The organism is Bacteroides sp. AM54-2NS, assembly GCF_003602935.1.
Taxonomy (GTDB): domain Bacteria; phylum Bacteroidota; class Bacteroidia; order Bacteroidales; family Bacteroidaceae; genus Bacteroides; species Bacteroides xylanisolvens.
The window spans coordinates 1-25477 of sequence record NZ_QTMZ01000050.1; the positions used below are offsets into that span (position 1 = coordinate 1).

Here is a 25477-nt window from a genome sequence, read left to right on the forward strand (position 1 = left end):
AAGATAGAAGACTGGGAGAGTTGAACGAAAAAATCAAGAGAAAAGCTCACGTAAAGCAAAGCTTTTCTCTTGATTTTTTAGAAAGAGGAACATTTACTGAATATCCCTATCTTAAACCGTATAATTCCGTGTAATCCGTGCCTGAATAAAATATAAAGAAGTTTCAACGCATCCTTTAACAGAGACAAAAACGCATTGAATCAATTATTTTTCGAGCAATGGAATTGAGAAACTAAATGTAGATCCGTCTCCCTTCTTTGAAGTAAACCACAGTTTACCACCATTCTTGACAACAAAGTCCTGACACAATAATAATCCGAGTCCCGAACCTTCTTCATTATTTGTACCGAAGGTACTGAAATGAGTATCAGTGTGCAACAACTTCTTCTGATTTTCGTCATCAATACCGCAACCACTATCTTTCACACTTACGATTGCCATACCATCTTCCTCTGTCAGTGACACCACTACTTCCGAACCTTCATTGCTAAACTTGATCGCATTGCTGATCAAATTACGAATCACTGTCTTAATCATGTCAATATCAGCACGAACAGCCACATTTTCTACAGGCACATCTTGTACTATCTTAATATTTTTCAGGCTGGCCACCATCGTAAAGATTTCACTTACGCCCTCTACGACTTCCACCATATTAATATCCTGATAAACCACTTTCAGCTTACCAATCTGGCTCTTCGTCCATTTCAGCAGATTATCAAGCAATGAGAATACATCTTCTGTTGTCTGATTAGCCATCGTTAACAATTCATACATCTCATCACCGATTGTATCACTCGGCAAATTCAGAATCAGCATGTTCAATACCATCTTGATAGATCCCATTGGTGAACGCAAGTCATGTGCAATCACAGAATAGAGTTTGTCGCGTCCCATGATCGTCTTACGCAACTCTTCCGTTTGTGCAACAATGATTCTTTTCGCTGCAACCAACGAAATCTGGTGCGTCACACGAATAATCAATTCTTCTTTATTGAATGGCTTTGAAATAAAGTCATTACCACCCACCTGAAATCCTTTTACGATATCCGCCGTACTATTTAGAGCAGTCAGGAAGATAATGGGAATTTCAGCCATTTCGGGGTCCGCTTTCATTTGTTGAGCTACCTCAAAGCCACTGATATCCGGCATCATTACATCCAGTAATACAAGATCCGGATTTTCCTTCTTCACTTGTTCCAACGCCTGCGTTCCATTACCGGCAGTCACAATTTTGAATTTCTCGTTAGTCAAAAGTACCTTTAATAAAAGGACGTTTGAAATCACATCGTCCACAATAAGGACTTTATATTCAGAAGGATTAATTTCCATATTCATAATTTTCTTTTTTTATGCTTCAGACATTTTTAAAATATTCAATCATACGCTTCAACCCCTCTTCAAGTTCAACAGTAGCTGCCAGCCCAATTTCTCTTTAGCCAATGTAATATCCGGTTGGCGTTGCTTCGGATCATCATCCGGTAAAGACTTAAATACAATCTTCGAAGATGAACCGGTCATACTAATGATCCTTTCCGCCAATTCCAATACCGGAAATTCATTCGGATTCCCCAGGTTTATAGGACCTGTAAACTCGTCCTCCGTATTCATCATTCTTATCATTCCTTCAATCAAATCATCAATATACTGGAAGCTGCGTGTCTGCTTCCCATCACCATATATCGTTATATCTTCATTATTCAACGCTTGAAGAATAAAATTAGAAACAACCCGTCCGTCATTCGGCAACATTCGCGGACCATACGTATTAAAAATACGGATAATCTTCACACGCACATTGTTCTGACGGTGATAATCCATAAATAACGTTTCTGCACAACGCTTTCCCTCATCATAGCAAGACCGGTATCCCACCGGATTCACATTTCCCCAATAGCTTTCCGGTTGCGGATGAACGATTGGATCTCCATATACCTCGCTCGTAGAAGCTTGCAGAATCTTGGCATCCAGTCTCATTGCCAATCCCAGCATATTAATAGCTCCCATCACAGATGTTTTGGCAGTTTGAATCGGGTCATGTTGATAATGAATGGGAGATGCCGGACAGGCCAAATTATAGATTTCATCTACTTCAGCCGAATAAGGATAAGTGACATCATGCCTCACCACCTCAAAATGATGATTATCCATCAAGTGAATGATATTATCTTTCGAACCCGTAAAAAAATTATCCAGGCATATCACGTCATGACCTTCGTTTATAAGCCGTGTACAGAGATGAGAGCCTATAAAACCGGCTCCGCCACTTACCAATATTCTTTTCATTCTAAATATTTCTATTGTTTACTAAAGAGACGCTGTCTCTTCGTTTTGTTTATGGTCACAAATGTAACCGATTTGCTTAAAATAAACAATTTTCGGAGAGGATATTTTAAAAAAAAGAAGATTTAAATAGTTTCAATTTCCGAAACAACTTGCCACTGACAAATGTTTATAATAAAAAAGTATTATTTATTAGAACTATTATGATGACAAATAATCCAAATGCAAACCTCATAGAAGCGATGAAGGAAAAGCTCCCGCTCAAAGGCAACTGGCAGATATGTTAATGGACACGCTATACATAGGAAAAGAGGCAGTATATAGAAGATTGCGCGGTGAAGTACCTTTCACCTTGCAAGAGTCGGCTCTTATTTCAAGAAAACTGGGTATATCGTTAGACAAAATTATAGGACTAAGTTTCAAATCGAACGCCATGTTCAATATAAACATTGTAGATTATGACGACCCGTTCGAGAGTTACTACAATATCCTTGAAAAATATGTCTCGCTGATTAATACGATGCCGGATGACCCGAATTCTGTAATGGGAACTTCCGCCAACATTATTCCACAGACTCTCTATCTGAAACATGAGCTTCTGGCAAAATTCCGTTTATTCAAATGGATGTACCAGAATAAATATATTGATTGCAAGAGTTTCGAAGAGTTGGATATTCCACCGAAACTGGTCAATATCCAAAAAGACTATGTAGCAATGACACGTCATATCCACTCCATAGACTATATATGGGATAATATGATTTTCCAGCATCTCATCAACGATATTCAATACTTCGCCAGCATCCATCTCATTTCCGACGAAACAAAAGAAGAAATCAAAAAAGAATTATTCTTATTGGCGGATGAACTGGAAGAACTGGCTATCAACGGTAAAACAGCCGACGGCAATCGTGTACGCATCTATGTGTCGAATATCAACTTCGAGGCAACATATAGTTATGTAGACACCAATAACCTGCAACTGAGCCTCATACGTATTTATTCTATCAACTCCATTACCACGATGGACAACGAAATTTTCTGTACCTTGAAAGAATGGATTCAATCTCTGAAAAAGTTCTCCACTTTGATATCCGAAAGCGGCGAAATGCAGCGTATTCAATTCTTCAAGCAACAGCGAGAAATTATTGACGCTCTTTAATTTTATTTTCGCAGATTAGAACTTCAAAAAAAATTAAGTTCCAATAAATGAAAGTAGATAAGAATCTTATCTACTTTTTTTCATTCCCTGTTCCCATCCTACCCACTTGATTCCCAATCAGAAAAAGACCTGTACGCTCATCTCTGTTTTACCACACAAATCTTTCAAACACAAGACGTAATTTTGCATAGAATGTATCACAGAGATTATTAACATTAAAATTAAAGGAACAAACAATGAAAAACGGTATTCTAAACGAATTAATATCTACAATGAGGGAGCGAATTCCTCAAGATATGAATCTGGCCAATACTTTGGCTGACATTTTATGCATGGGAAAGGAAGCTGTCTATCGCAGATTGAGGGGTGAGGTGTCTTTTACAATAGACGAAGTAGCGCTGCTTTCTCAAAAACTCGGTATTTCTATCGACCAGATTGTCGGTAGCCATGTATCTAATAAAGTTACTTTCGACCTAAACTTGCTTCATGCTTCCAGTGCGCTGGAAAGTTATTACGAAATAATCAACCGTTATCTGCAAATTTTCGACTATGTGAAAACAGATAATACGACGGAGGTGTATACTGCATCCAATTCCCTGCCCTTTACACTCTATTCTTCCTATGAGAATTTGTCTAAATTCCGTCTTTGCCGATGGATGTATCAGAATGGAGATATAAAGACGCCACATTCTTTGGAAGAGATGTCTGTAGATGAACGGATCGTCAATGTGCATAAGAAGCTGAGTGAAAGTATAAGACAGTGTCCAAAAACGTTTTTCATCTGGGACACAAATATCTTTTATTCTTTTGTGAAAGAGATCAAGTACTTTGCCAGTCTGAATCTGATAAGCAAGGACGATGTCATGCATTTAAAGGAAGAGCTTCTTCAGTTACTTGGCGTGGTAGAACATCTGTCCATAAAAGGAGAGTTCAGCGAAAACAAGAAAGTATCTTTCTATCTGTCCAATATCAGTTTCGAAGCCACTTACAGTTATATCGAGAAACATGATTACCAAGTCAGCCTGCTGCGGGTATATTCTATCAATTCGATGGATTCGCAAAGCTCGTATATCTGCCAGATGCAACGCAATTGGATTCAATCGTTGAAGCGCCACTCTATTCTGGTTTCAGAAAGTGGAGAAGCACAGCGTATCGCTTTTTTACAAAAGCAATTGGAAGTTATCAATACGTTGTAAACAATTGTAGATTTTAGGATATAAAAGAAAGAGATGTAAAAGACGAGCTGTATCAGAATGAAGACAAACAAGATTCTGATACAGCTCTTTTAGCTTTTATTCTATTGTGCGCACACAACGATACCAAGCCCAATCTGTAGATTCTGGCGTAGTCCATGCGCCGAATTCACCATTATTATGCCCGACCACCCAATAGCCGCCATCGCGTAAAGTCAATGTCCAATGCACAGCGCTAATCTTCTCGAATCCGCTCCCTGTCCAAGTAGTTGAGCTACCGAAACCTTGGTTTTTGATGCTGGTAACGGTTCCACCCATACTGAGTACCAAATACATCTCACGCTGGGTGGGCAGACGCCAACCACTCCCTTTGCTTTCGCATGCCGCTTTTGCTTCCGACCATGTTTTACCATTACTGCTGGTATTTTCAATCTGAAACTTAGGAGCAATCTTATTCATCGCGTCACTTGTATTCGGAGTTTCACCTGAAGCAAATAACACCGAAGGATCTGTTCCTCCACTGGCATCGCGGGAGATAATAGTGACCCCCGTGGATTCTACTGTCAGATAAGGGTACTTCTTTCCGCTATTTGCATTATTCCTTACGCAACGGAAATAATTATTATCGCTAACAGGTGCGGAATCCAGATAACCTGCCGACATCTCCATCCAAAAACGGGTAGCAGAGCCTTTAGCCTCATAGTATGATGAAGTCCAGTAATTACCAGTCCAGTTTTGATACCACCCATATATATTCTGGCTATCATGATTATTATAATTCTCCGCATTGCCACCTAAAGCATTTTCATAAGCGAATGACAGCAACAGTTCACTGGCAGTAGGCAGACGCCAACCATCGCCTATATTCCTACAGATATCCTCCGCATCGGCTACATTTTCCAACCGCCCCACACTTTGTTTCGTTTCGCCTATTTCCTTATAATATAGCCTGTTATCAAACCGAAGCGGATAAAGATAGAAAAGAGGTTCCCCGGCAGTTGTGTAAGATTTGGTTTCGGACACCATCTGAAGGTCAATCGTACGATAAAACGGGAATTCTTCATCCGCAACGGTATGCATTACATTTCTGAACGTAATTCTTATCGTTCCGCTTTTTCCCTCTTTCCACTTGCCGGGGTGAAGCTTCAGCCTAAAATCGTATCCATGGCCAACCACATCATTCCCCTTGCCGTCATCATAGCCTATGATAGACTCAAGATACATCTTGTCGTCCGCATTCTTTCTGCCTATAATTACATCATTATCCGAATCGGTCCGAATTAGTCCGGTACCATCATCGTTCGTTATATTCAATTCCTCAATATCCATAATTTCCCAATTGTTATTGACAAACAATTGCAAGTATTGTTCCGCACCCAGATTGACTTTATAAGTACGGCTATTGACTGTAGTGGGAATATATCGAAATGAGAATTCCAACTCCCCTTGATTGATGGGGAATTGTACATGAGTGAGGTATCCCTCCTTATCGTACAGGCCGAATAAGATGAAGTCCCAACGCCACCACCAGCCTTCACCATCTTCAACAGTACCATCACCCGCTCTTCGCGGATTAGGCTGTATGGTAAACGCCTGCACCCTTTCACTGAACGGTACCGTATTCGTCCTGTCTAAGTGCGGAATCAAACCGCCGGTATTATATTGGATCATACTGATATCGTTAGCGTCAAAAAGTTTACCTTCTATCTTATCCACGGAAAACATGACATACACCGTCTGCGGTTCAAGAGGGAGTTCGTCACCATCGGGATTTCTAATCGGGAAAAAAAGACCTCTCTCCAACACATTTCCGTATGCATCGACAAATTTGATAATTCCCGGATCTATCGTATACTGCGTCACTTCAATATTGTGAGTCAAGCGCCCTGCTGTCAACGTAACAGTAGCCTTACGCTCAACACCTATAGTTTCATTATTAAAATAAGGAATCTTCAATTTGAGTTGGGTATCATCGTTCGCAACGCCCGACGCCGCATCGACCCCACCTTCAAATTTGAGCCAGTCGCTCCCTGCAGTAACAGTGGCTTTCCAGCCACCGGGACTGTCAGTAAAAACGTCTATGGCATAACTATTATTCTGGTATTGAGTTACAGCGACCTCCGACTCACCCACTCCGAGCATATATTGCCCATTGTAGACTACATCTTTGACCTTGTCACGGTCATAGTGTATCAACCGGAATTTAAGGTTGGACATGACTGTATAAGATGCCAACGCCTCGCTAAAACTTTTATAACCGATTCCCAACGCCTTAGTAATGGTAATGATGTATTTATGGTTTCGCTTCAAGGACAAATATTCCACCTGCTCTCCTGTATTTCCGGTTTTGGTAAAATCCACCCGGTAAAATGTCGATTCGCCCGTACCGATTCTTCCTTTCACAATCAGGCAAGTAGCATTCTTACGGCTCGCTTCTCCATCTTGTCCCACACCACCGGCATCCTCTGCTGCTAGAGATTCAAATGTATAAATCTCCCCATCGTAGGGTGTGTTGCCATTTACGGAGTAAAGAATTGCATCCCCTTCTTCCGTCATTTTACCACTGTTCACAGGGAGAACCGGAGTATCCGGAGCCGGGTCAGTAACCTGCCCGTTCGTGTTCCATGCCGGAGCAATGTATCCGGTGGTATTGTAATTAGCCAGGTAAACCTCTTCGACCGTGAAATTCGAAGTGGCACTGTTATTACGGATATCGATGCGCGCCAGCATACGTTTCATATTTATGCCAGTTATCGGATCCATCGAAGGAGTGATTTTGCTTATTACCTTCTCCCCGTACATCGGAATCCGCGTATACCCATCAGTCGTCGAACCGTCTGCCAGCCATTTGCCGGTCTGGGTGTGGAGCATCTTTTCCATTGCCTCAACCTTGGTGGTCGTTCCCTTCATGAAGCCCGACACAATATTATCAAGTTCCTTATTTGCCACAACCACGATGCAGGTAGATGCGGTAGTGGGAGAAAGCACAGCAGAGAAACTCACAGTGGAATTGTCAGCCAAGTCCTGAGTAACTCCTGTAGCGCTGACCCATTCCAGGTATACCGCCGGTGTTTTTGACATATCAAAAACAAGAATATCCACCGTTTCTATTTCGTCTTCTTTCTTTGCTGTTCCCGTTCCAGTCATCGTACGCGAAGATACGGACGGGAGGTTTACATCGGGAACCGTTAATGTAAACCGGATACCGTTTCCTGCCGGAGAAGGTGTTGATCCTAATTCTTCCTGTACGCATCCGGTAAGCCATACTGTCATCAACAAAACAGACAAAAGATAGTACCTTCTTATGATTGAAATCCCATATTGCATATTTCTATTTCCTTTCCTTAAACTTTAATATTGCATATTCGCCATTATGGCGCGGTCAATGTCACCGCTATTGGCAGATTATCACCATTCGTATTGGTTAGTGTGAGTGTAGCCGTATCACCGGACACAGCATCGGCTCTAAAGTAGAAGTAAACCACATCACCACTCACGCCACTTGTTTCGAGCATTGTCTCACTGTTAAGCAGAATTTTATCCGGATCCTGTATCTGGGTTATCTTCCACTCCCACGTTCCCGGGTTGCCCGAAGTAAAGACAAGCTTGCGACGTTGCATATTTCCGGTTCCACCATCACTGCCGTCCAATTCTACGTTCGAGGTCAACCACTCTCCGTCTTCTTTCCACTGGCTCAACAGTACATGATGTCGCAGATTACCGGCATTGATATAAAAGCCTGTTTCCCGCTTAGTTCCGGTTCCGGAGTTAAATCCGGGCATCACAACTTGTATATTATAGGTATACACACCTCCCGAAAAGGATGTCTGGGTCATGTTAACCGTTGGCCATGTATCCATAGCACTTTTGTTTAATGACGCACCCGGCAGATAGCCCGTATCCGGATTGGCATCATAATTCGTTTTCGCTTCTATATTGACAGTGACACCATCACCAGCCGTCTGTACCTTGGTCTGCGATAACTTGAGATAATACTGTTTGTCGAAAATCACATTCACCGGGCTTTCCGTCCATTCAAGCGGGGTGGCTGAAAGCTGATAGGTTTCGTTGGATATCGTAAGATTGTAGTTGATGTACTCGCCCGACCCCCAAGAGTGCGGGTTCTTGGCGATAATATCACTGAACAGGAATTCCCGGTCACCAAAGTTGGTGGTGACAACGATTTTGGCGGTTGCGGAGAAAGCGTCGGTCGGCAGCATGAGGAATGTATCCCCCATCAAGGTGGCATCTTCGGTCACCATTTTGTTACCAGTGAGAGTAGAAGCAACCCTTCCGGTGGCGACATCGCTCCAGACAAACTTCGGTTTGCCGTTTTTCGTCGTGGCGGTTGGAATTTCAGCCACGGCAAGTTTACCGCTTTTTCCCACATTCTGGAATTCTATTTTCTCGATAGTCACCTCATCCGGTACAGGAGCTACTTTCTTGAATGTAAAGGTAACCTTGGTCAATGTGTGGTAGAAGTGTATATTCACACCTTCAACCCATACAGGGTCCGATATAGCCGCCAGTACATCGACATGATTGGCTGCGGACGCATTCGCTGTATAATTCAGCACCATTTCTCCGGGATTAGTGAAACTCGCAGTAGGCGCATTCACATCACTGTACGGATACCAGGAGAAGAATTTCATGCTCGCATTCAGCAATCCGGGCCAATATTGCAACGGCGAGATGGTGGCTGTCAGGTCGGCGTTAACCGTGGCACTTGCATTGAAGTATGGTTGGGGAACGGAAGCATTGGGAGTCAGTGAGCCGTAAAGACCGAAAGTCTCTTCTTTCAGATCAGTATTCGAAGAGATTGCCGCACCACGAGTGTAGACATAGCCGCCTTCTCCGATACGTTGCACAACAATTAATTCCTTATCACACGTCATCTCTTCTCTGACACACGAAAAGAGGACAGCCGAAAGGACAGCCATTGCCATAATCATCTTAATATTATTTATAGTCTTTATCATCTTACTTCTTTTCCGAAATTAAAAACAATCAACGAAAGATATTACAAGTCCAGATTCAAGTCAATGTCTTGTCTTTCACCCCAATCTTCTACGCTTATCGTCAGTATTTGAATACCTATTTTTCCGACGCGTGCCGTTACCTGATACACATTGTTCCGACGGATCTCCGTAAAAGGTTGCGCCGTCGGACTGCCTGTGCCATCAACCTTTGTTACGCTTTCAATTACTTTCTCGGTTATTCCGGTGACGTCCGAAGGGCCTTTCGGGACATTAGCCATACTGATAGACAGTCGGTCGGAATAATCCGACTTGAATAGACGTTCGGCTGTGTAGAACGAGCAAAGCAACTTCCGGTTTTCAGCTCCGGGAGCAGATGAATATGCCCAAGTTTCTGTAGTCGCAGCTGTCCACTTATGCGTTAACAAATTGCTTTTCGACACGTCTTCCTTCACTTTTCCGTAGTTTTTTGAAGAGTCGGTGTTATCACGCGTGCCGTTGTCCACGTTTCCCATCACGAAATAGCTATCGTAGGAGAAATTGTGCAAGGTGACACTAGTGCTTCCGGCAATATATCCGGTCACCGCCCCACCGTCTATAGCTTCGATAAAGACATCTACCCGGGCTACGGCACGTTCGATCACCATTTGTACTGTTTTGGTTTCATCAGGTGCTATGGATATATCCCGGATCACTCCTGTCATAGGCATTCCGGTTGCCGAAATAATCTGCCCGTCACTATTCAGTATGCTGGAGATATCGTAAATCATCTCTTGCAATGTCAAAAGATTGGCTATACCGTCAAGTTTGCTTGTGAGGCTCTGCGGTTCGTTGGCAATAACTACGACCAGGATATCATTACTGGAAGTCACTTCGAGAAGTTGCGCATCTATATCAGTAGCTGTCTCCGGAGTACTCAACAGGATGTGTTCATTCACATCCAGCCTCACGCCACCGGGCGTGCTGCCGAATACGATAAACCGCATGGAGTTTATCTTCTCCTGTTGTTCCACATCCCCATTGTTCACCAAGTCGATGCTAAGTTGCGCCCGGGTAGTATGGGCAGGCAACTCATAAGCCACATCAGCTTCTCTACTACATGAGAACAAAAGGATGGTGGATGCCAGACAAATGATATGTAATAGCTTTTTTCTCATTCTTAAACTTCCATCCCGTGGAGCCAATGAATCCAGTTCCCCACGACAATACCAATTTGAAGGAATCCTCCTCCGGTTTTTTCAACAACTGTAAATATCAGGTTCCATTCACTCTGCCTGTCAAGATATTCCTGAAAGGGAAGCTCCGTTCCGTCGTAACGGGAAACCGGACGTGCAATACTCAAGAGTGTCATCAGATTGTAGCTCCAGACTTCAGCTTCGGTATTCGCATCCCTTATAATAAATTTATAATCCCATCCGCTCCTGTTGAGCAAACGCATCGTGTTCAGGCGTGCGGACATAACCACGTCGGATATTTCACCCGGACCTGTATAGTAAGGCACATAAGTAACCGGCCCTTGTCCTGTGGGTTCGTTTTCCCAGGAATAAACCGCATTTTCCGGCGCCTGAATTTCAAATGTATATTGTGTGCCATCCACTTTATTTTCCTCATATCCCATTAACGCGAGATTAAACCGATTGGTGTCACGTATCAGGTTCACCGGATAAATTTTATGGTCGGTACTGGATGGCAGGTGGTCCACTTCTACAACCTCTCCGAAGTAAAGATGCTGAAACTCGAAATTAACAACATCCGTCTCTCGCTTCAGGGATACAATGACCTGTTGGAGGGTGGTAGTTCCCGGTGCCAGTTTATTACCTGCATTGTCCGAAAGCCGGAATCTGTCAGACAGACTTCCGACGGTCAGTACTTTATAACTTCCGAAATCGAGCTCGTCGGTCAACGACATCCGGTTTCCACCCACCAGCGCAGCAACCTCGGCACTTTTGGTGAAAAGCAATTTATCATCGCTGTCGAACACAAGTACATCCACCGATTTAACCTGCGGATTAAATGCATCCGCATATTCCATATTGTAGTCGAATACAAATTCCAACCAAAGTTCGCACCGTGGAAGGTCTTCGCGTATACTGTCGCACGAAGCCATACATAGCATCGAAGCAACGATAAGGAACAGCGATTTAGTTTTTCCGAACATATCTTTTTCTTTTAGGGGGCAACCCTATCGGTTTGCCATTTTATATTGTCAGAGATCTCTATTTTGTGACCTCCGGTTATTTCCTCTTTTAGGGGCGCGCTTTGCATTTCATTGCATCTCGGATGCGCCGGTATATTTCAGTGCTGTTTTTGGGAAGCCTGTCACCGGCTTGTTTTTACTTTTTTCGGCGGCCTGTTCCGCACGGAATATCTATTAAAAAAAGTACAGGGCAGGCAGTCCGCACTGCCCTGTTTTCTTTGAAAGTAAAGAGTTTATTTAGATTTCGAAATTTGTAGTCCAGTATATCCACGGAGCAACTTTAATCTCAAAGTGGAGATAAGCACCTTTCTTATCGATATCTTCTTCTTCATCCGGATCTTCGGGACCACCACCAGGATACCACGGTGTACCGTTACCATTCACCTTTGTCAGCGTAAGCGTATAATAGTTATTACGTACTACACCGTATTTTCCATACTCCATATAAGAGTTGGCTGCATTGTCATGACGAATCTCATAGTAGTAATAGTTGAGACTCTTTGGATACCAATAGATGCAACCTTCTTCTTTGCACAGTTCACCGCCATTCTTAATATTGTTGTCGTTAAGAATAGTATGTGTAAGAAGAGCAAAACTACCTGGATCATTGGTGGTAAGTTCAGATTTTATCTGGTTATAGAATAGTTCGCATGCCGTAACCAAGAGTTTTTCCTGGGCGGTCATAGGTTCTGAGTTTGTTTGTTTAACTTTAGCAGGTGTATAAGCAGCCAGCAAGTCAGCAAAACTCTTGAAGTTTACAGAATTAGTTCCGTTAGGAAGACGATACCAGTCATCTCCTAAAGTAAATTCACCGGCCTTCCAAGGTGCATACTGTCCCTTAAGTACCAGACGCGTAGCCGCACCGAACTTCTGATATCCTGCGGCCATCGTATTTTCGATACAGTATTTGTAATTATCACCCGCAGTCGCACTTTCAGTAACCCATTCTACCTTAGGTTCGCGAGTAGTAACTTCGAGTGTATTCTTAACAATACCTGTAAGATATTCACTTCCACCTGCAGTCGTAAAGTTCGGGTCAACTGTATAGAAGTTGCTTTTGTAGAATCCGGTAGTATGAGACGACTCTGTGGTAGTCTTCTTTGCAAAAGGAAAGAACAGGGAGTTGTAGTAGTCTATAGTCCAATTTCCAAAATCAAACTGTCCAAGACTTGCATTTGTTCCATCTTCAAAAGGTCCTACTTCTAATGAACCGCCAATCATAACCTCCAATTTTGCAGCAAGGCGTTCTATCTCAAGAGTAGCCGGATTACTTTTCGCCGCATTCTGAGCTTGCGCTTCCGATTTATAGTCGCTGACCAAAACAATCTTGTCCGATACATCGAGCAGACATTCTTCTTTCCATGCATGATTGGCTGGATCTGAATCGGAATCATCGTAGAATCCGACATTAATCATTGCACAACCATTAGAGTGTACAACCTCCTCTACCAGATAAGCATTGTTGGGCTTAGTATTGTTTTCAGGAACTGTAATCATTCCATTGATGGTAGTATAGGTTGCACCCGCTGAAAGGTTATCCAAGCGATCCTTTAATTGGTAACCCGGATTGGCTATAACAAGCAAATACTTAGTATTCGGATCCACTTTAACCGGAGTATTCGGAGTCGTAACTCCACTATTTGTCCCGAAAGAACTTGATCCCAATACCGTGGCATACTTAGTTGCCTTTTCATCCTTAGTCACCACCTTACCCGCATCGAACGTAATCACATAAAGCTCATTAATCGCGCTTTCCGCAGGCAAAGCCGGCTGTTCACCAGAAGCACGTGAACCAGGCACTTTTGGATTAGTCAGACTAATTGATACGTAAGCTACATCATAACCTGCTCCCCCTTCAACCTCCGGATTTTCCTCCAGATTCTCATTTGAACAACTTGCTAATGCCACAACGGCCAGCAACGAAACTAAAATTGATTTAATCTTTAGCATAATACAAAAAATTATTAGAATTAATACATATATAATTTCCCACTTAATCAGTAAGTTTTACTTACCATTTTTTCTCATTTCGGCAGCATTAGTCTTCTTCCTGACTAATTCTTCCAGATTGCCCCTAGCTGCATCCAGACCTGACTGCTCTGCAACTTTCAAAAATTTCTTCGATAATTCATAATCTTCCTTCATTAACATTAATATTCCCATAGCATTATTATATTCCGGCAAATTCTTATTCGAATTCACCATGCCAGATAACGTTCGGCCGAAACCAAGTCATTGCGTGATAAAGCGGCAGTAGCAGCATTTATATTTGCAATCTCACTCTGCGGATACATCCGGACAGCCGTTTCGAACACATCAATAAATTCTTGCGAGCCTGTCGGATAGGTATTAGCCACCAGAAACATTTCATTCAAGCTCAAATTCTGCGGACGCGTCTTGATTATCTCTTTCGCTTCCTCCACACTGAAATCCCGCACTTCATAATTCACTTTGCAGATAGCCACACGCAGACTTGGGAAAATATACTTCAACAAGTATCGGTAAGGCGTCCCTCCATGAAGTTGCATCAGTTTTGTTTCTCTTCCTTTTTCAATAGGTATGTTCCTGATAATATCCAGCACTTCGTCTTTATATTCCACTTCGATTGTTTCAAGCGCTTTCTCCAGTCCGTCCCAGTTTTCACCTCCAAAGACAATGTAGTATTGGTTTCTCGGAAAATCGTACCTGTATGCCAGATAATCCCGGAGCGCCATGGCACGTCCTTCAGACAAACGTTTATTCGCTGCCAATGTTCCTTCCGGAGATGCATAACCGATAATATCCAGACGGTTCACTTTCACATTCGGATCGGACTTCAGCTCATCGATCATCTTGCGGATTTTAGCCAGTTCCTGAGGATTATTCATGTATTCGGGACGAATATTGACTTTATTCACCTCGAAATCCAGAAAACATTCTGCTTGAATATCCCGTTGTTTGATTTCTTCCGCTTTCGGTTGCAGATAAGCAAACTGAGGAACCACTACGTAAGGCGTCCATACACGTTCCAACGTCACTTTGCCAAACTCCTCTATGTTCATCAATTCCGTTTCGCCGCAACCACATTCATCACGCTGCACGTCCAGACGCGCATCCTTCATCCATGATTCGAACGGAACCAGATATTGATACCGAATCGTATCATTTCTTAGTTTTCCGGCTTTTTCCACTATATATGGCTTCTCGTAGTTTCTCTTCTCTTTGGCACTCATCAACGCAAACTCACGCTCATACGCCAGATACTCGTCACGACCTTTAATAGAAACTTTCGGAAGATTCTGTGTGTATCCGGGAGTCACCAGTCGCGGAATAAAATCCATTCCCCGGGCAGATTTCACTTTCACATTATTCAAAACAAAATCTATATCGACATGAATAAAATCACCTTTCTGTTCCAACCGCACCGGATTCACAGTAATGCCACCTTCATAAGAGCGGGATTGAGCCATAGCTGTGTTTATATTCAGGCTGCAAACCACCAACATACACACAAGGAAACCTATTTTTCTTATTATCATACTCCTCATTATTTAATTACATAAATAAGTGACACACTTGCTTTAGTAGGCCCGAAATAGTTTTTGCTGCTTTCCTTTAATCTCGTACCACAAGTAGAGCAAGGATATTTGTCATATACAATGTGCGCATATCCCACTCCGACAGATGTTTCTATACTCCAGCGTTTTTTCAGAATCCACGAATATCCTACGGAAAAGCCACCACCATAAAGATATCCCTGATAACGCGTATGCTGCATATTGTCACTGATAAAAGACCAGTCGGGCCATCCCCCTACATTGAAATCGGCATAATGTCCATGCATTCCGACAAACATACGGCGAAAACTCTCACAAAACCAGTAACGGACTTCAGGTTGTATTCCCCAATGACGGAGGCGTTTGCCGTCGGAAAGTTTCCACGGATTATAATTGACCGGAATATCCAGCGTCCATTTACGCGCCAGTCCGATCTCCAGCCCCAGATTCATGGTAGTAGTAGCGTCATACAGCAGATTGCTTTTCAGCGCAACCTTCTGGGCATGACCCTCGGAAATGGCACATCCGAGCATGAATAATATGAGTATAGCAACTTTCTTCATTTATATCACATTTACTGTTGTTTATTGTCCTAATTGAGTAACATCTATTTTTATGCGTTGCACATTACTGATGCCCGTTTTAACGGAAGACACCATTGTTGTGAGATGTACGATTCCGTTTCTGGAATCCGCCTCTACATTGGGCAATACCTTAATATATATCTTACCGTCTTCAACGATAATGCGTTCTTCTCCTGTATGTCCCTCCGGCATTACGGAAGAATACAGACGAATCCAATTTTTAGCACTTTCATCCACTTCGCCCGTAAGGCAGAAATAATCGATTTCATACACCTCCGAATTTGAATTTCCAGTAGGCATGAGCTGAAGTGTACTTCCCGTAGCAGGAACAGCTTCCCTTTGTCTAATATGAACTTCTTTTTCCAAATTTCCTGTTTTTAATGTTATAAATTCATGGGGATAGTTTCTTGAGTGTCACTATAAGACAGAGAGCCAAGCAAAGGATTGCTCAACGGCTTAGTCAACAACCTGGCATATATATCCGCACAAGTTGTCACCTTCGATGTTAATTGAAAGAGAGTGCCGGTCACATTCGACCCCTGCACACACATCACAGATAATAAAAAAATCAAATATAAAATACTGATTGTAAGTTTTGTTATTTCTCTCATTAATTCTCTAATATACTTTCTTCTACTTCTTGTATATCTCTCTTATTTCTCTTTTTGCTTTTCTCTCAGGACAATATTTTTGTCCAAATCTCATATTGCAAATTTCGGAATATTAAAGGAGATACAAAATTGTATTCATTTCTGTTACAGAGAATCAACTTAGAATAAAGGGGCTAATTATGCAGGTAGCGAACAAGAGGGTTACGAAATTCACAACAAAAATATTTAATATCCTCATTTCTTTCGATATGCGAACATTAAAAAAAACCAAGTTTCTCTCATAAAAACTTGGACAATGGAGGGAAGTTATGGTTTTCTGTGTCATTTAGACACAACTTAGGCACAAATTAGACAAAAGACATAGCTATTTTATACAACAAAATAGCCCAATAACTTGTATAATTTGTGCCTAAATGACAACAAGTTCAATTTCTATATGTATATATAGTTATCAAATTATAAGGTTTTACGCTCTGTTTCCGTAGGTGCCACCTCATCAGGAATACTGAATTCGCGATTAGCAAACAGATCGGCAAGTCCTGAAATTTGTTTCAGGCGCAACAATTCATCACGATCCATACCAATATTTTTCATTATCCATTGATCGGACATACCTGCCTTGTCAAGTTCCGCAACAATATTGCACATCAATTCAATGTTATGCATTCCACGCGCACGGTTGTGCCGGATGGTCGAACTCATACGGTTAGACAAATCTTTGTCTATCACCACAATCGGCAACAAGCCGTTTTCACGCTTATAGATTCGTTGGGAAGTTTTCAATACCGTATAGCGATGGTAACCATCCACCAGTATATAATGGTCTTCATCTTTATTGTAGTAACACACACATGGCATTGTAAAACCATCTTCCCAAATAGAAAGTTCCAGCAACTTCATTTCAGGCGGTGCAACGACATTCGGATTATAATCGTTCGCATATACTTTTTCTACGGGTACCGCTTTTACCTCATAAACAGGACTTTTATCTACACTCATGATACTATGATTCTATATTGTTCCATAATTTGACTTCTCTTACTCATCTCCTCCTTCGTAGGTGAGAATCCCATATATTTGCAGGCATGGTCATTCTTAAGAATACAAACACACATCCGTTTATACGTAGGTATTTCTTTGAATTCCGGAATGTCGATATCATCCTGATATTCCATACGTACCGGTTTTTTCAACGTTTTGTAGTTACTGTTGTCCATAACGATAATCGGTACTTTCGCATCAATCAACTTTTGGATGGTAGCATCACTTAGGCATCCACCTTTTGTCCGCCAGAAATTCACACTCACTGATAGTTTACGGAGATAGTTTTTCCTCGCCCGTTCCGGCAAAGTGGACAACAAAAAATACATAAACTCGCGCCATGTATATCCTTCGGGAAGTTTCACCGACTGCCATCCCATCGCATGAGTACCGCCATACATACCGGTAAAGTTCACACCGTTCACCCTTCCGACCATTTTACCCCAGGTATTGGGATCTAGCACCCGGTAAAGCTGCAGGCTCTCTTGCGCTTCGTTAATAAAAGGACTTGCTACACGCTGACGCTCCAAATTGACTCCGGCACGATAGTAAAGGTCATATAAAATATTATAATCCCACTGGAATTTTCCATTGGCTGTCCATACATCCGTTGTCTTCCAGTCGAATATAGGATAGGCATTATAAATATCATTTCCTACTTTTGAAGTCCATTTGTATTTATGATACATCTGGAATTTGCGGCTCATATAGATACACCTCCACCGGTTGAAACTCTCCTGTGTACGGATTCCGATCAGACAACAAGTGCGCACAGCGTCATTTTTAGTATGTATCCATTGCGCAAAGCGCATCTGGAATTCATAATCCCACATGGTTGTATTATAAAAAGGAAAATCATCTTTAGTCATTGCCTTTTTAGGCATGGAACGAACCCATATATTCTTTTTATTATCTTCCCAGGGACGCCAAAAGGATTGATACATCGAGGTACAGGTAGCCACACGGAAAGGAATACATACCCGGTACACATCCAGAATATCCTTGTTAGCTTCCAGCATCCGGTCCACATAGTCGATGGTCATTTTATACTGGATTTCATAATCCATGTGAAAGACTCCCAAACGTACCTTCAGGTTATTCTTCCGGATATAATCGATACACATATTCAGCAGTACCCCGCTGTCTTTACCTCCGGAGAATGACACATATATATTATCAAATTCATTAAATATAACTTTCAGTCGTTCTTGTGCTAATTCATATACATTCTTTGTGCCTGCTATTTTCTTTTTCGCCATAAGTTATCTATACATTTTTACATACCGTGTCCATTTCTTGTCCATCGATACAAATTCAAACTTTTCAAATGTTTCTTTATCTTGTACCAGTGTGACCGAATTGAGCAACCAACTCTCAGGCCCGAATTCCGCAATAACGGCAGGCAACAAATGCGACAGGATTTCCTCCCGTCCGGCATCTTCTGCCTTTACATAATAATTATTGATTACAGCTTTCTTCCGGCTTTTCTGTTCCACCGGCACGAAGCCCACCACTTCTTTATCTTCAATCGCAATAAACCACACATACTCTTCGCCCGTCTTGAAAGGGTAATTATTGTTTGCGCGTATCACTTCGGGATCCATCACCATCGGCGCCACAAGCCGATATAAATGTTTGTCTTTTCCTTTTAATCGTATTATCTGTATCATATCATTCAAAAATGGACACACAAAAATAAGGAAAAAATATCAAATTCGTCATTTCTGTTCCTAAAACATTTGTTTTTCATGTTATTATCTCTATATTTCGATATTTTTGAAATCACCCGTCCGTCATTCCTCTCTCACGTTTAAAGTAAGTCAGTATGGTGGCAAAGCTTAGATATTCCCGCCCGGGAGTATGCGACCGGCTTTGAAATTGATAACGGGCAAAGATGACTTCACATGCCAGTTTATATTTAAAATGCAACTTTAAGCGGTGCTGTAAAAACTCAAACACCCGACAGAGATATGCAAACACATCTCCCACTTTGTCATTGGGAATCACTCGTGGCTCACGATGCGTATCCGATATGTGTTCCATTTCACTAAGAACATATTCCAGCTGCTCTATTTCCTCGCTAGTGTTTTGCATTGTACATTTCATTTGTTCTATTTTCTCTTCCTGACGAATGTACTGTTCACGCTTTCGTTGTAAACGATCTTTTATGATCTCTATTCCTTTTGACATTATAAAATTTAGTTATATATAAACGGTTTGACCTTACTGATTATTAACCGGGAAAAATGCCATATAAAATCTAATCTCACATGCAAATATAGAGAAGATTGTTTAAATAATTAGATTTTTATTTAAAAATATTCATACTTATAACACATTTAAATTACCGGCATCATAAAATCGGTTTTTCCTTCCAATGAAACGAATCGTACTTTTGCGGAATATTTAAATATTTTAAACAATGGATAATCAATCTTTTGACTGGCTGCTTCATGGCTGCCATGCACTGTCCGAAGTGGCAGTAGCTTATTTTCCGAACTATCAGTATAATTGTTCAGCGGTGAAAGCGTTCCGTCGGATCATCAAAGAACATGCGGTATTACTGAACCAACTCACGGAAGCGGGATTCACCCCGCATACCACAACGCTCACTCCTCAGCAAATTGCGATTATTGTAAGGTTCTGGGGAACGCCTGCATTAGTATACGAAATGATAAAAAAGAATTCATATCTTGCTGTCCCGAAAATGGGGAAAAAGATATAATGTATTTTAATACATTCTTTTTTTCATTTATATATTAATGGATGAAGGGGTGGTCGAAGTGCTAATATAGGCATGCCGGCCTCCCCTTTTAACAGGGCGTTTGAGCAAGAGTAGAAGAAGGCAGACAGAGAGGTCCAAAAATATGGGCAATAATCAGGGGTATTGGACACATGAGCCAATATTAAAATATTTAGCCGTTCATAACCGTAAAATTGTACACCTCAACCAACCGGACTACCTGTCAAATAAGGCATTTATGAATGAATATGATTATTAGAAAAGAAAATGAGTGAGATAACAAACCCACAGGACGCCGAACTCGAAGAAGTCGTGCTCGGTGCCTGCCTGCTGGAAAGCAAAGCTATTACACTGGTTGCCGGCATATTACGGCCGGAAGTATTTTACACTGAAACGAACCGTGAGATTTATGCTGCCTTGCAAAGTATGTACCATGCCGGGCGAGTAATTGATATCATGACCATAAAAGAAAAATTTGCCCGGCGTGGCAAGCTCGAATTTATAGGAGGGTTTTATACAAATTGAATAACCGATATGCCATCTTTATGCCCAAACAAGTTACTCGACAAACTTCTTGGTTGCCAATATTGGAATAGCACTCATGATGCTCTATCAATCAAGTATTTACGACAGTCCGTCACTTTAAACAAAAATCGTCAATTAAAAAGTTAGACAAAATTTGGTCAAATATTCCTTTTTATTAATTAAAAAGGCTACAGTTTCACAAACTAATATTGGATTTCAGTCTCTTTTCCATATATTTGCGCCCGCATTTTTATTATTGGATCAACCTCCTTATTCAATTTACCAAACTAGATAAAACAAATGGAAAATATAAACGCAGTAATTACAGGAGTCGGAGGATATGTACCCGATTATATCTTGACCAATGATGAGATTTCAAAAATGGTAGATACCACCGATGAATGGATTATGGGGCGTATTGGTATTAAGGAAAGGCGTATTCTGAAAGATGAAGGACTAGGAACTTCTTACATAGCTCGTAAAGCTGTCAAACAACTGATAAAACGCACCCATACAAATCCGGATGATATTGATCTGGTAATTGTAGCTACAACAACTCCTGATTACCGCCTTCCTTCCACTGCTTCTATTTTATGTGAGAGACTGGAACTGAAAAGAGCTTTTGCTTTCGACATACAGGCCGTTTGCAGTGGTTTTTTATATGCATTGGAAACAGGAGCTAACTTTATCCGTTCCGGAAATTACAAGAAAGTGGTGGTTGTAGGTGCTGAAAAGATGTCGTCAATAATAAACTATACCGATCGGGCAACTTGTCCTATTTTCGGCGATGGCGGAGCAGCCGTCATGCTTGAACCTACTACTGAAGATTTGGGTATTATGGATGCTGTGTTAAGGACAGATGGTAAAGGATTACCTTTTTTACATATTAAAGCCGGTGGTTCCGTATGCACCCCTTCTTATTATTCATTGGATAATCAAATGCACTACATCTATCAGGAAGGACGCACTGTATTCAAATACGCGGTATCTAACATGGCAGATGCCTGTGAATCTATTATTGCAAGAAATCATCTAAGCAAAGACAATATCGACTGGGTGATTCCCCATCAAGCTAATCAACGCATTATCACTGCTGTAACACAACGTTTGGAAGTTCCCGCCGAAAAGGTCATGGTTAATATTGAACGATACGGCAATACCAGTGCAGGCACTCTCCCACTCTGCCTTTGGGATTTTGAAGATAAACTCAAAAAAGGAGATAACCTAATTCTCACTGCATTCGGAGCAGGATTTGCCTGGGGAGCTATTTATATAAAATGGGGATATGATGGAAAAAACAGATAGCGATTAATCGCTATCTTCCAAATAAAAAATCCTCTAATTTACTAGAAACCAGAGGATTTTTTGTTTGGGAAGTGCGGTGCGTACGGGACTCGAACCCGTGACCCCATGCGTGACAGGCATGTATTCTAACCAACTGAACTAACGCACCAAAATATTCACTAAAGCATCTCTCTCGATTGCGGATGCAAAGGTAGATATTTTTTTGAAACCTGCAATAGCTTCAGTATCTTTTTTCTGAAAAAGTGGATTTATTAAGAATTATCGTGTACATTTGCAGCTACTAATAAAATAGAAAATAGAATGAAAAATACACCAATTGAACGACATCTGATTGATGAAACTATAAATGAGTTTCAAATTGTCGATTTTTCAAAAGCTACCATTCGGGAAGTGAAAGCTATTGCTTCGAAAGCAGAAGCTGCATCGGGAGTTGAATTTATCAAAATGGAAATGGGCGTTCCGGGGCTCCCTCCTTCCGCAGTAGGTGTGAAAGCAGAGATTGAAGCGTTACAAAATGGCATTGCCAGCCTATACCCCGATATCAACGGATTGCCGGAACTGAAAAAAGAGGCGTCCAACTTTATCAAAGCATTTATCAACGTGGATTTAAATCCGGAGGGATGCGTACCTGTCACCGGCTCAATGCAAGGCACATTCGCTTCATTCCTCACTTGCAGCCAATGCGACGAAAAGAAAGATACGATTTTATTCATCGATCCCGGATTTCCGGTACAGAAGCAGCAGTTGGTAGTAATGGGACAAAAGTTCGAAACGTTTGATGTATATGACTACCGCGGAGACAAACTGAAAGAGAAACTAGAAAGCTATCTGAAAAAAGGAAATATATCAGCTATCATTTATTCGAATCCCAATAACCCCAGCTGGATTTGCCTGAAAGAGGAAGAATTGCAGATTATCGGTGAATTGGCAACGCAGTATGATGTGATTGTTTTGGAAGACTTGGCTTATTTTGCCATGGACTTCCGGCAGGATTTGAGCAAACCATACCAACCTCCTTTCCAGCCATCAGTAGCCCATTATACAGATAATTATGTATTGTTGATTTCCGGTTCGAAAGCATTCAGCTACGCCGGACAGCGTATTGGCGTAAGCTGTATCTCTGATAAATTATACCACCGAAGCTATCCGGGACTGACCAAACGATATGGTGGCGGTACCTTTGGAACTGTTTTCATCCATCGCGTACTTTATGCACTTTCATCAGGAACAAGTCATTCCGCACAATTCGCCATGGCTGCCATGCTGAAAGCTGCCAACGAAGGACAATATAACTTCCTCAACGAAGTGAAGATCTATGGTGAGCGAGCACAAAAATTGAAAGAAATCTTCCTCCGTCACGGTTTCCACCTGGTATATGACAACGACTTGGGCGACCCGATTGCGGACGGATTCTATTTTACCATCGGATATCCGGGAATGACCAGCGGCGAACTGGCCAAAGAACTGATGTACTACGGAGTAAGCGCGATCTCATTGGTTACAACAGGAAGCCATCAGGAAGGTTTGCGCGCGTGTACCTCTTTTATTAAAGACCATCAGTATGCGCAACTGGACGAAAGAATGAAACTATTTGCAGAAAATCATCCGATAGCCTGATTATCTGACATAAGATATTCATAAAAGCCATTCTTTAAATGAAAAAAAACGGAAATAACGATTGTTATTCCGTTTTTTTTCTTACATTAGTGGCATGAATATCGACTCTGACATATTTAAGATTCAATCGAATAATGTGTTACCATCAAGAGGAAGGATTTTAATATCTGAACCTTTTCTGCGTGACGCAACGTTTGGCAGGTCCGTAATTTTACTGGTCGATCATACGGACGAAGGAAGTATGGGATTGGTTATCAACAAACAACTGCCATTATTCCTGAACGATATCATCATGGAATTTAAATATCTGGACGAGATTCCTCTATACAAGGGTGGACCGATTGCCACTGATACTTTATTTTACCTCCATACACTATCAGACATCCCCGGCTCTATCTCTATCAGCAAAGGACTTTATCTGAATGGAGATTTTGATGAAATAAAGAAATATATATTACAAGGGAATAAAATCAGCGAATGTATCCGTTTCTTCCTGGGGTATTCCGGATGGGACAGCGAACAGTTAAATAACGAAATCAGAGAAAACACATGGCTGGTGTCTGAAGAAGAAAAATCATATCTGATGAAAAACAATATCAAGGATATGTGGCGGACTGCTTTAGAGAAGCTAGGCAGCAAGTACGAAACGTGGTCACGCTTCCCACAAGTGCCTACTCTCAACTAATATTTTATTTCTTAGGATTCAAACATTGGAGAAGCAATGCATCTTTGTAGCAGCCCTCCACTTGCAGCCAGTTTTTCAATAATCCGCATTGAACGAAGCCACAAGACGTGAACAGCTTTACACAAACGTCATTATCTGTCGTGACATGTGCATAAAGCTGACTTAAAGACAGAAAATCAAAAGCATATTCACAAAGCAGCTTCAATGCGTCGGTGGCATACCCTTGCTGCCGATAATCCTTATGCACGGCAATTCCTACTTCTCCCCGCGAATGAAGGGGAACGAAATCCGTAATATCAATCGTACCAAGGATACACTGGTCGGATTTGCGTACCATCATCAAACGTAATTGCTTATCCGCAAACACATCACACTGCGAACCTTCAATATATTGGCGCAATACGTAACGGGAGTATGGAACTGTAAAGTTACTGATGTCCCACATCGAAGGATCATTTTCCATCTCATACATTATATCCATATCTTCCGGTTCTACCGCACGAAGATAGATACGTTCGTTCATCAAGAAAGACTGTCTCATAGCTTTTCTTCTTTTGCAATGTGAAGTTCGTTACGCAATCTCTTCTCACTGGGCAGGCAGAAAAGTGACGCCGTAAGGCCAATCAGCATACAGAGGTTACCCGTGCTGCTCAACGTCAGGTAGTAACACAAAAGGTTCACCACAATAGCTACTTCAAGCACTCCCAAGCGAACAATGTTCCATTGCACATATCGCTTCAAGGCAAGCGTGATAGTCATGTGATCTATCTTTTTCTTAAGCACCAAGCTATATAATTTAAGAGAAAGAGGCACACACAAAGCAGTAAGCAAAATGCCGACCGTCTCAAAATAGTAGATAGCCGGTGCGTTATCTACCAAACCTCCTACGGGAAAGAGTTCAAACTCTCCTGCCCCAAGCAAAAATGCCGGGAGCACCCAAAAGAAAACATAACTGATATTCAAATTTCTGACAGCTCGTTTTATCTGTTCTTCCATGTTCGTTCTTAAATGATTAATAA

Annotated in this window: 19 protein-coding genes, 1 tRNA gene and 4 pseudogenes; 7 read left to right on the forward strand and 17 right to left on the reverse strand. The window is 41.6% G+C overall.

From position 1 onward, the window contains the following. Positions 1–204: 204 nt before the first annotated feature. Positions 205–1338, reverse strand: a complete 1134-nt coding sequence (locus DXA05_RS21615; RefSeq protein ID WP_008017655.1) for a hybrid sensor histidine kinase/response regulator — start codon at positions 1336–1338, stop codon at positions 205–207. Positions 1339–1357: 19 nt separating this feature from the next. After that, positions 1358–2286 (reverse strand): annotated as a pseudogene (locus DXA05_RS21620) (UDP-glucuronic acid decarboxylase family protein). A 200-nt stretch (positions 2287–2486) separates the two neighbouring features. Between DXA05_RS21620 and DXA05_RS21625 the strand changes: the two are divergent. Together DXA05_RS21625 and DXA05_RS21630 are read left to right on the forward strand one after the other, a co-directional pair. Beyond that, positions 2487–3445 (forward strand): annotated as a pseudogene (locus DXA05_RS21625) (hypothetical protein). 236 nt (positions 3446–3681) lie between these two features. Beyond that, a complete protein-coding gene (locus tag DXA05_RS21630; RefSeq protein ID WP_008022188.1) occupies positions 3682–4641 on the forward strand; it encodes a hypothetical protein in 960 nt (319 codons plus the stop codon). Between the two features lie 96 nt (positions 4642–4737). Here DXA05_RS21630 and DXA05_RS21635 read toward each other — a convergent pair whose 3' ends face one another. From DXA05_RS21635 to DXA05_RS21695, 12 genes and pseudogenes are all read right to left on the reverse strand, one after another. Continuing rightward, on the reverse strand, positions 4738–7965 hold the full coding sequence (locus DXA05_RS21635) for a fimbrial protein (protein ID WP_128859622.1): 3228 nt from the start codon (positions 7963–7965) through the stop codon (positions 4738–4740). Positions 7966–8009: 44 nt separating this feature from the next. Further along, positions 8010–9617 carry a fimbrillin family protein gene (locus DXA05_RS21640; RefSeq protein WP_128859623.1) on the reverse strand — a complete coding sequence of 536 codons (1608 nt, stop codon included), beginning with the start codon at positions 9615–9617 and terminating at the stop codon, positions 8010–8012. 41 nt (positions 9618–9658) lie between these two features. Then, complete coding sequence (locus DXA05_RS21645; RefSeq protein WP_128859624.1) at positions 9659–10771, reverse strand: fimbrial protein; 1113 nt, start codon at positions 10769–10771, stop codon at positions 9659–9661. A 2-nt stretch (positions 10772–10773) separates the two neighbouring features. Next, a complete protein-coding gene (locus DXA05_RS21650; RefSeq protein WP_128859625.1) occupies positions 10774–11772 on the reverse strand; it encodes a FimB/Mfa2 family fimbrial subunit in 999 nt (332 codons plus the stop codon). 276 nt (positions 11773–12048) lie between these two features. Next, complete coding sequence (locus DXA05_RS21655; RefSeq protein ID WP_128859626.1) at positions 12049–13761, reverse strand: Mfa1 family fimbria major subunit; 1713 nt, start codon at positions 13759–13761, stop codon at positions 12049–12051. 57 nt (positions 13762–13818) lie between these two features. Then, positions 13819–15329, reverse strand: a pseudogene (locus tag DXA05_RS21660) (DUF3868 domain-containing protein). Between the two features lie 8 nt (positions 15330–15337). Further along, positions 15338–15910: a DUF3575 domain-containing protein gene (locus DXA05_RS21665; protein ID WP_128859627.1), complete on the reverse strand. Its 573-nt coding sequence runs from the start codon at positions 15908–15910 to the stop codon at positions 15338–15340. Between the two features lie 21 nt (positions 15911–15931). Beyond that, positions 15932–16297: a hypothetical protein gene (locus tag DXA05_RS21670; protein WP_004313606.1), complete on the reverse strand. Its 366-nt coding sequence runs from the start codon at positions 16295–16297 to the stop codon at positions 15932–15934. A gap of 701 nt (positions 16298–16998) precedes the next feature. Beyond that, a complete protein-coding gene (locus DXA05_RS21680; protein ID WP_004313605.1) occupies positions 16999–17541 on the reverse strand; it encodes a ParB/RepB/Spo0J family partition protein in 543 nt (180 codons plus the stop codon). Then, entirely contained in the window at positions 17538–18842 is a 1305-nt protein-coding gene (locus DXA05_RS21685) for a DUF3440 domain-containing protein (RefSeq protein ID WP_008022172.1), read from the reverse strand. Before DXA05_RS21685 ends, DXA05_RS21680 begins: the two co-directional genes overlap by 4 nt. Before the next feature lie 3 nt (positions 18843–18845). Then, a complete protein-coding gene (locus tag DXA05_RS21690; protein WP_008022169.1) occupies positions 18846–19253 on the reverse strand; it encodes a hypothetical protein in 408 nt (135 codons plus the stop codon). Positions 19254–19365: 112 nt separating this feature from the next. Then, on the reverse strand, positions 19366–19773 hold the full coding sequence (locus DXA05_RS21695) for a hypothetical protein (protein ID WP_087317949.1): 408 nt from the start codon (positions 19771–19773) through the stop codon (positions 19366–19368). A 232-nt stretch (positions 19774–20005) separates the two neighbouring features. Between DXA05_RS21695 and DXA05_RS21700 the strand changes: the two genes are divergently transcribed. From DXA05_RS21700 to DXA05_RS21710, 3 genes and pseudogenes are all read left to right on the forward strand, one after another. Then, positions 20006–20308 (forward strand): DUF4248 domain-containing protein, encoded by a 303-nt coding sequence (locus tag DXA05_RS21700; RefSeq protein ID WP_055236512.1) that lies wholly within the window; start codon positions 20006–20008, stop codon positions 20306–20308. Between the two features lie 285 nt (positions 20309–20593). Beyond that, positions 20594–20836: pseudogene (locus DXA05_RS21705) on the forward strand (DnaB-like helicase N-terminal domain-containing protein); the annotation flags it as partial. A gap of 315 nt (positions 20837–21151) precedes the next feature. Further along, positions 21152–22156, forward strand: a complete 1005-nt coding sequence (locus DXA05_RS21710) for a beta-ketoacyl-ACP synthase III (protein ID WP_117683760.1) — start codon at positions 21152–21154, stop codon at positions 22154–22156. 74 nt (positions 22157–22230) lie between these two features. Here the strand turns inward: DXA05_RS21710 and DXA05_RS21715 are convergent. After that, positions 22231–22304, reverse strand: a tRNA-Asp gene (locus tag DXA05_RS21715). Between the two features lie 152 nt (positions 22305–22456). Here DXA05_RS21715 and DXA05_RS21720 point away from each other — a divergent pair. Both DXA05_RS21720 and DXA05_RS21725 read left to right on the forward strand, forming a co-directional pair. Then, entirely contained in the window at positions 22457–23773 is a 1317-nt protein-coding gene (locus DXA05_RS21720) for a pyridoxal phosphate-dependent aminotransferase (protein ID WP_004314588.1), read from the forward strand. Between the two features lie 94 nt (positions 23774–23867). Continuing rightward, positions 23868–24458, forward strand: a complete 591-nt coding sequence (locus DXA05_RS21725) for a YqgE/AlgH family protein (RefSeq protein WP_004300427.1) — start codon at positions 23868–23870, stop codon at positions 24456–24458. Between the two features lie 4 nt (positions 24459–24462). Here DXA05_RS21725 and DXA05_RS21730 read toward each other — a convergent pair whose 3' ends face one another. Next, on the reverse strand, positions 24463–24999 hold the full coding sequence (locus DXA05_RS21730; RefSeq protein WP_004326972.1) for a GNAT family N-acetyltransferase: 537 nt from the start codon (positions 24997–24999) through the stop codon (positions 24463–24465). Beyond that, a complete protein-coding gene (locus DXA05_RS21735) occupies positions 24996–25454 on the reverse strand; it encodes a hypothetical protein (protein WP_044131866.1) in 459 nt (152 codons plus the stop codon). The genes DXA05_RS21730 and DXA05_RS21735 overlap by 4 nt, the downstream gene beginning before the upstream one ends. Between the last annotated feature and the right edge of the window lie 23 nt (positions 25455–25477).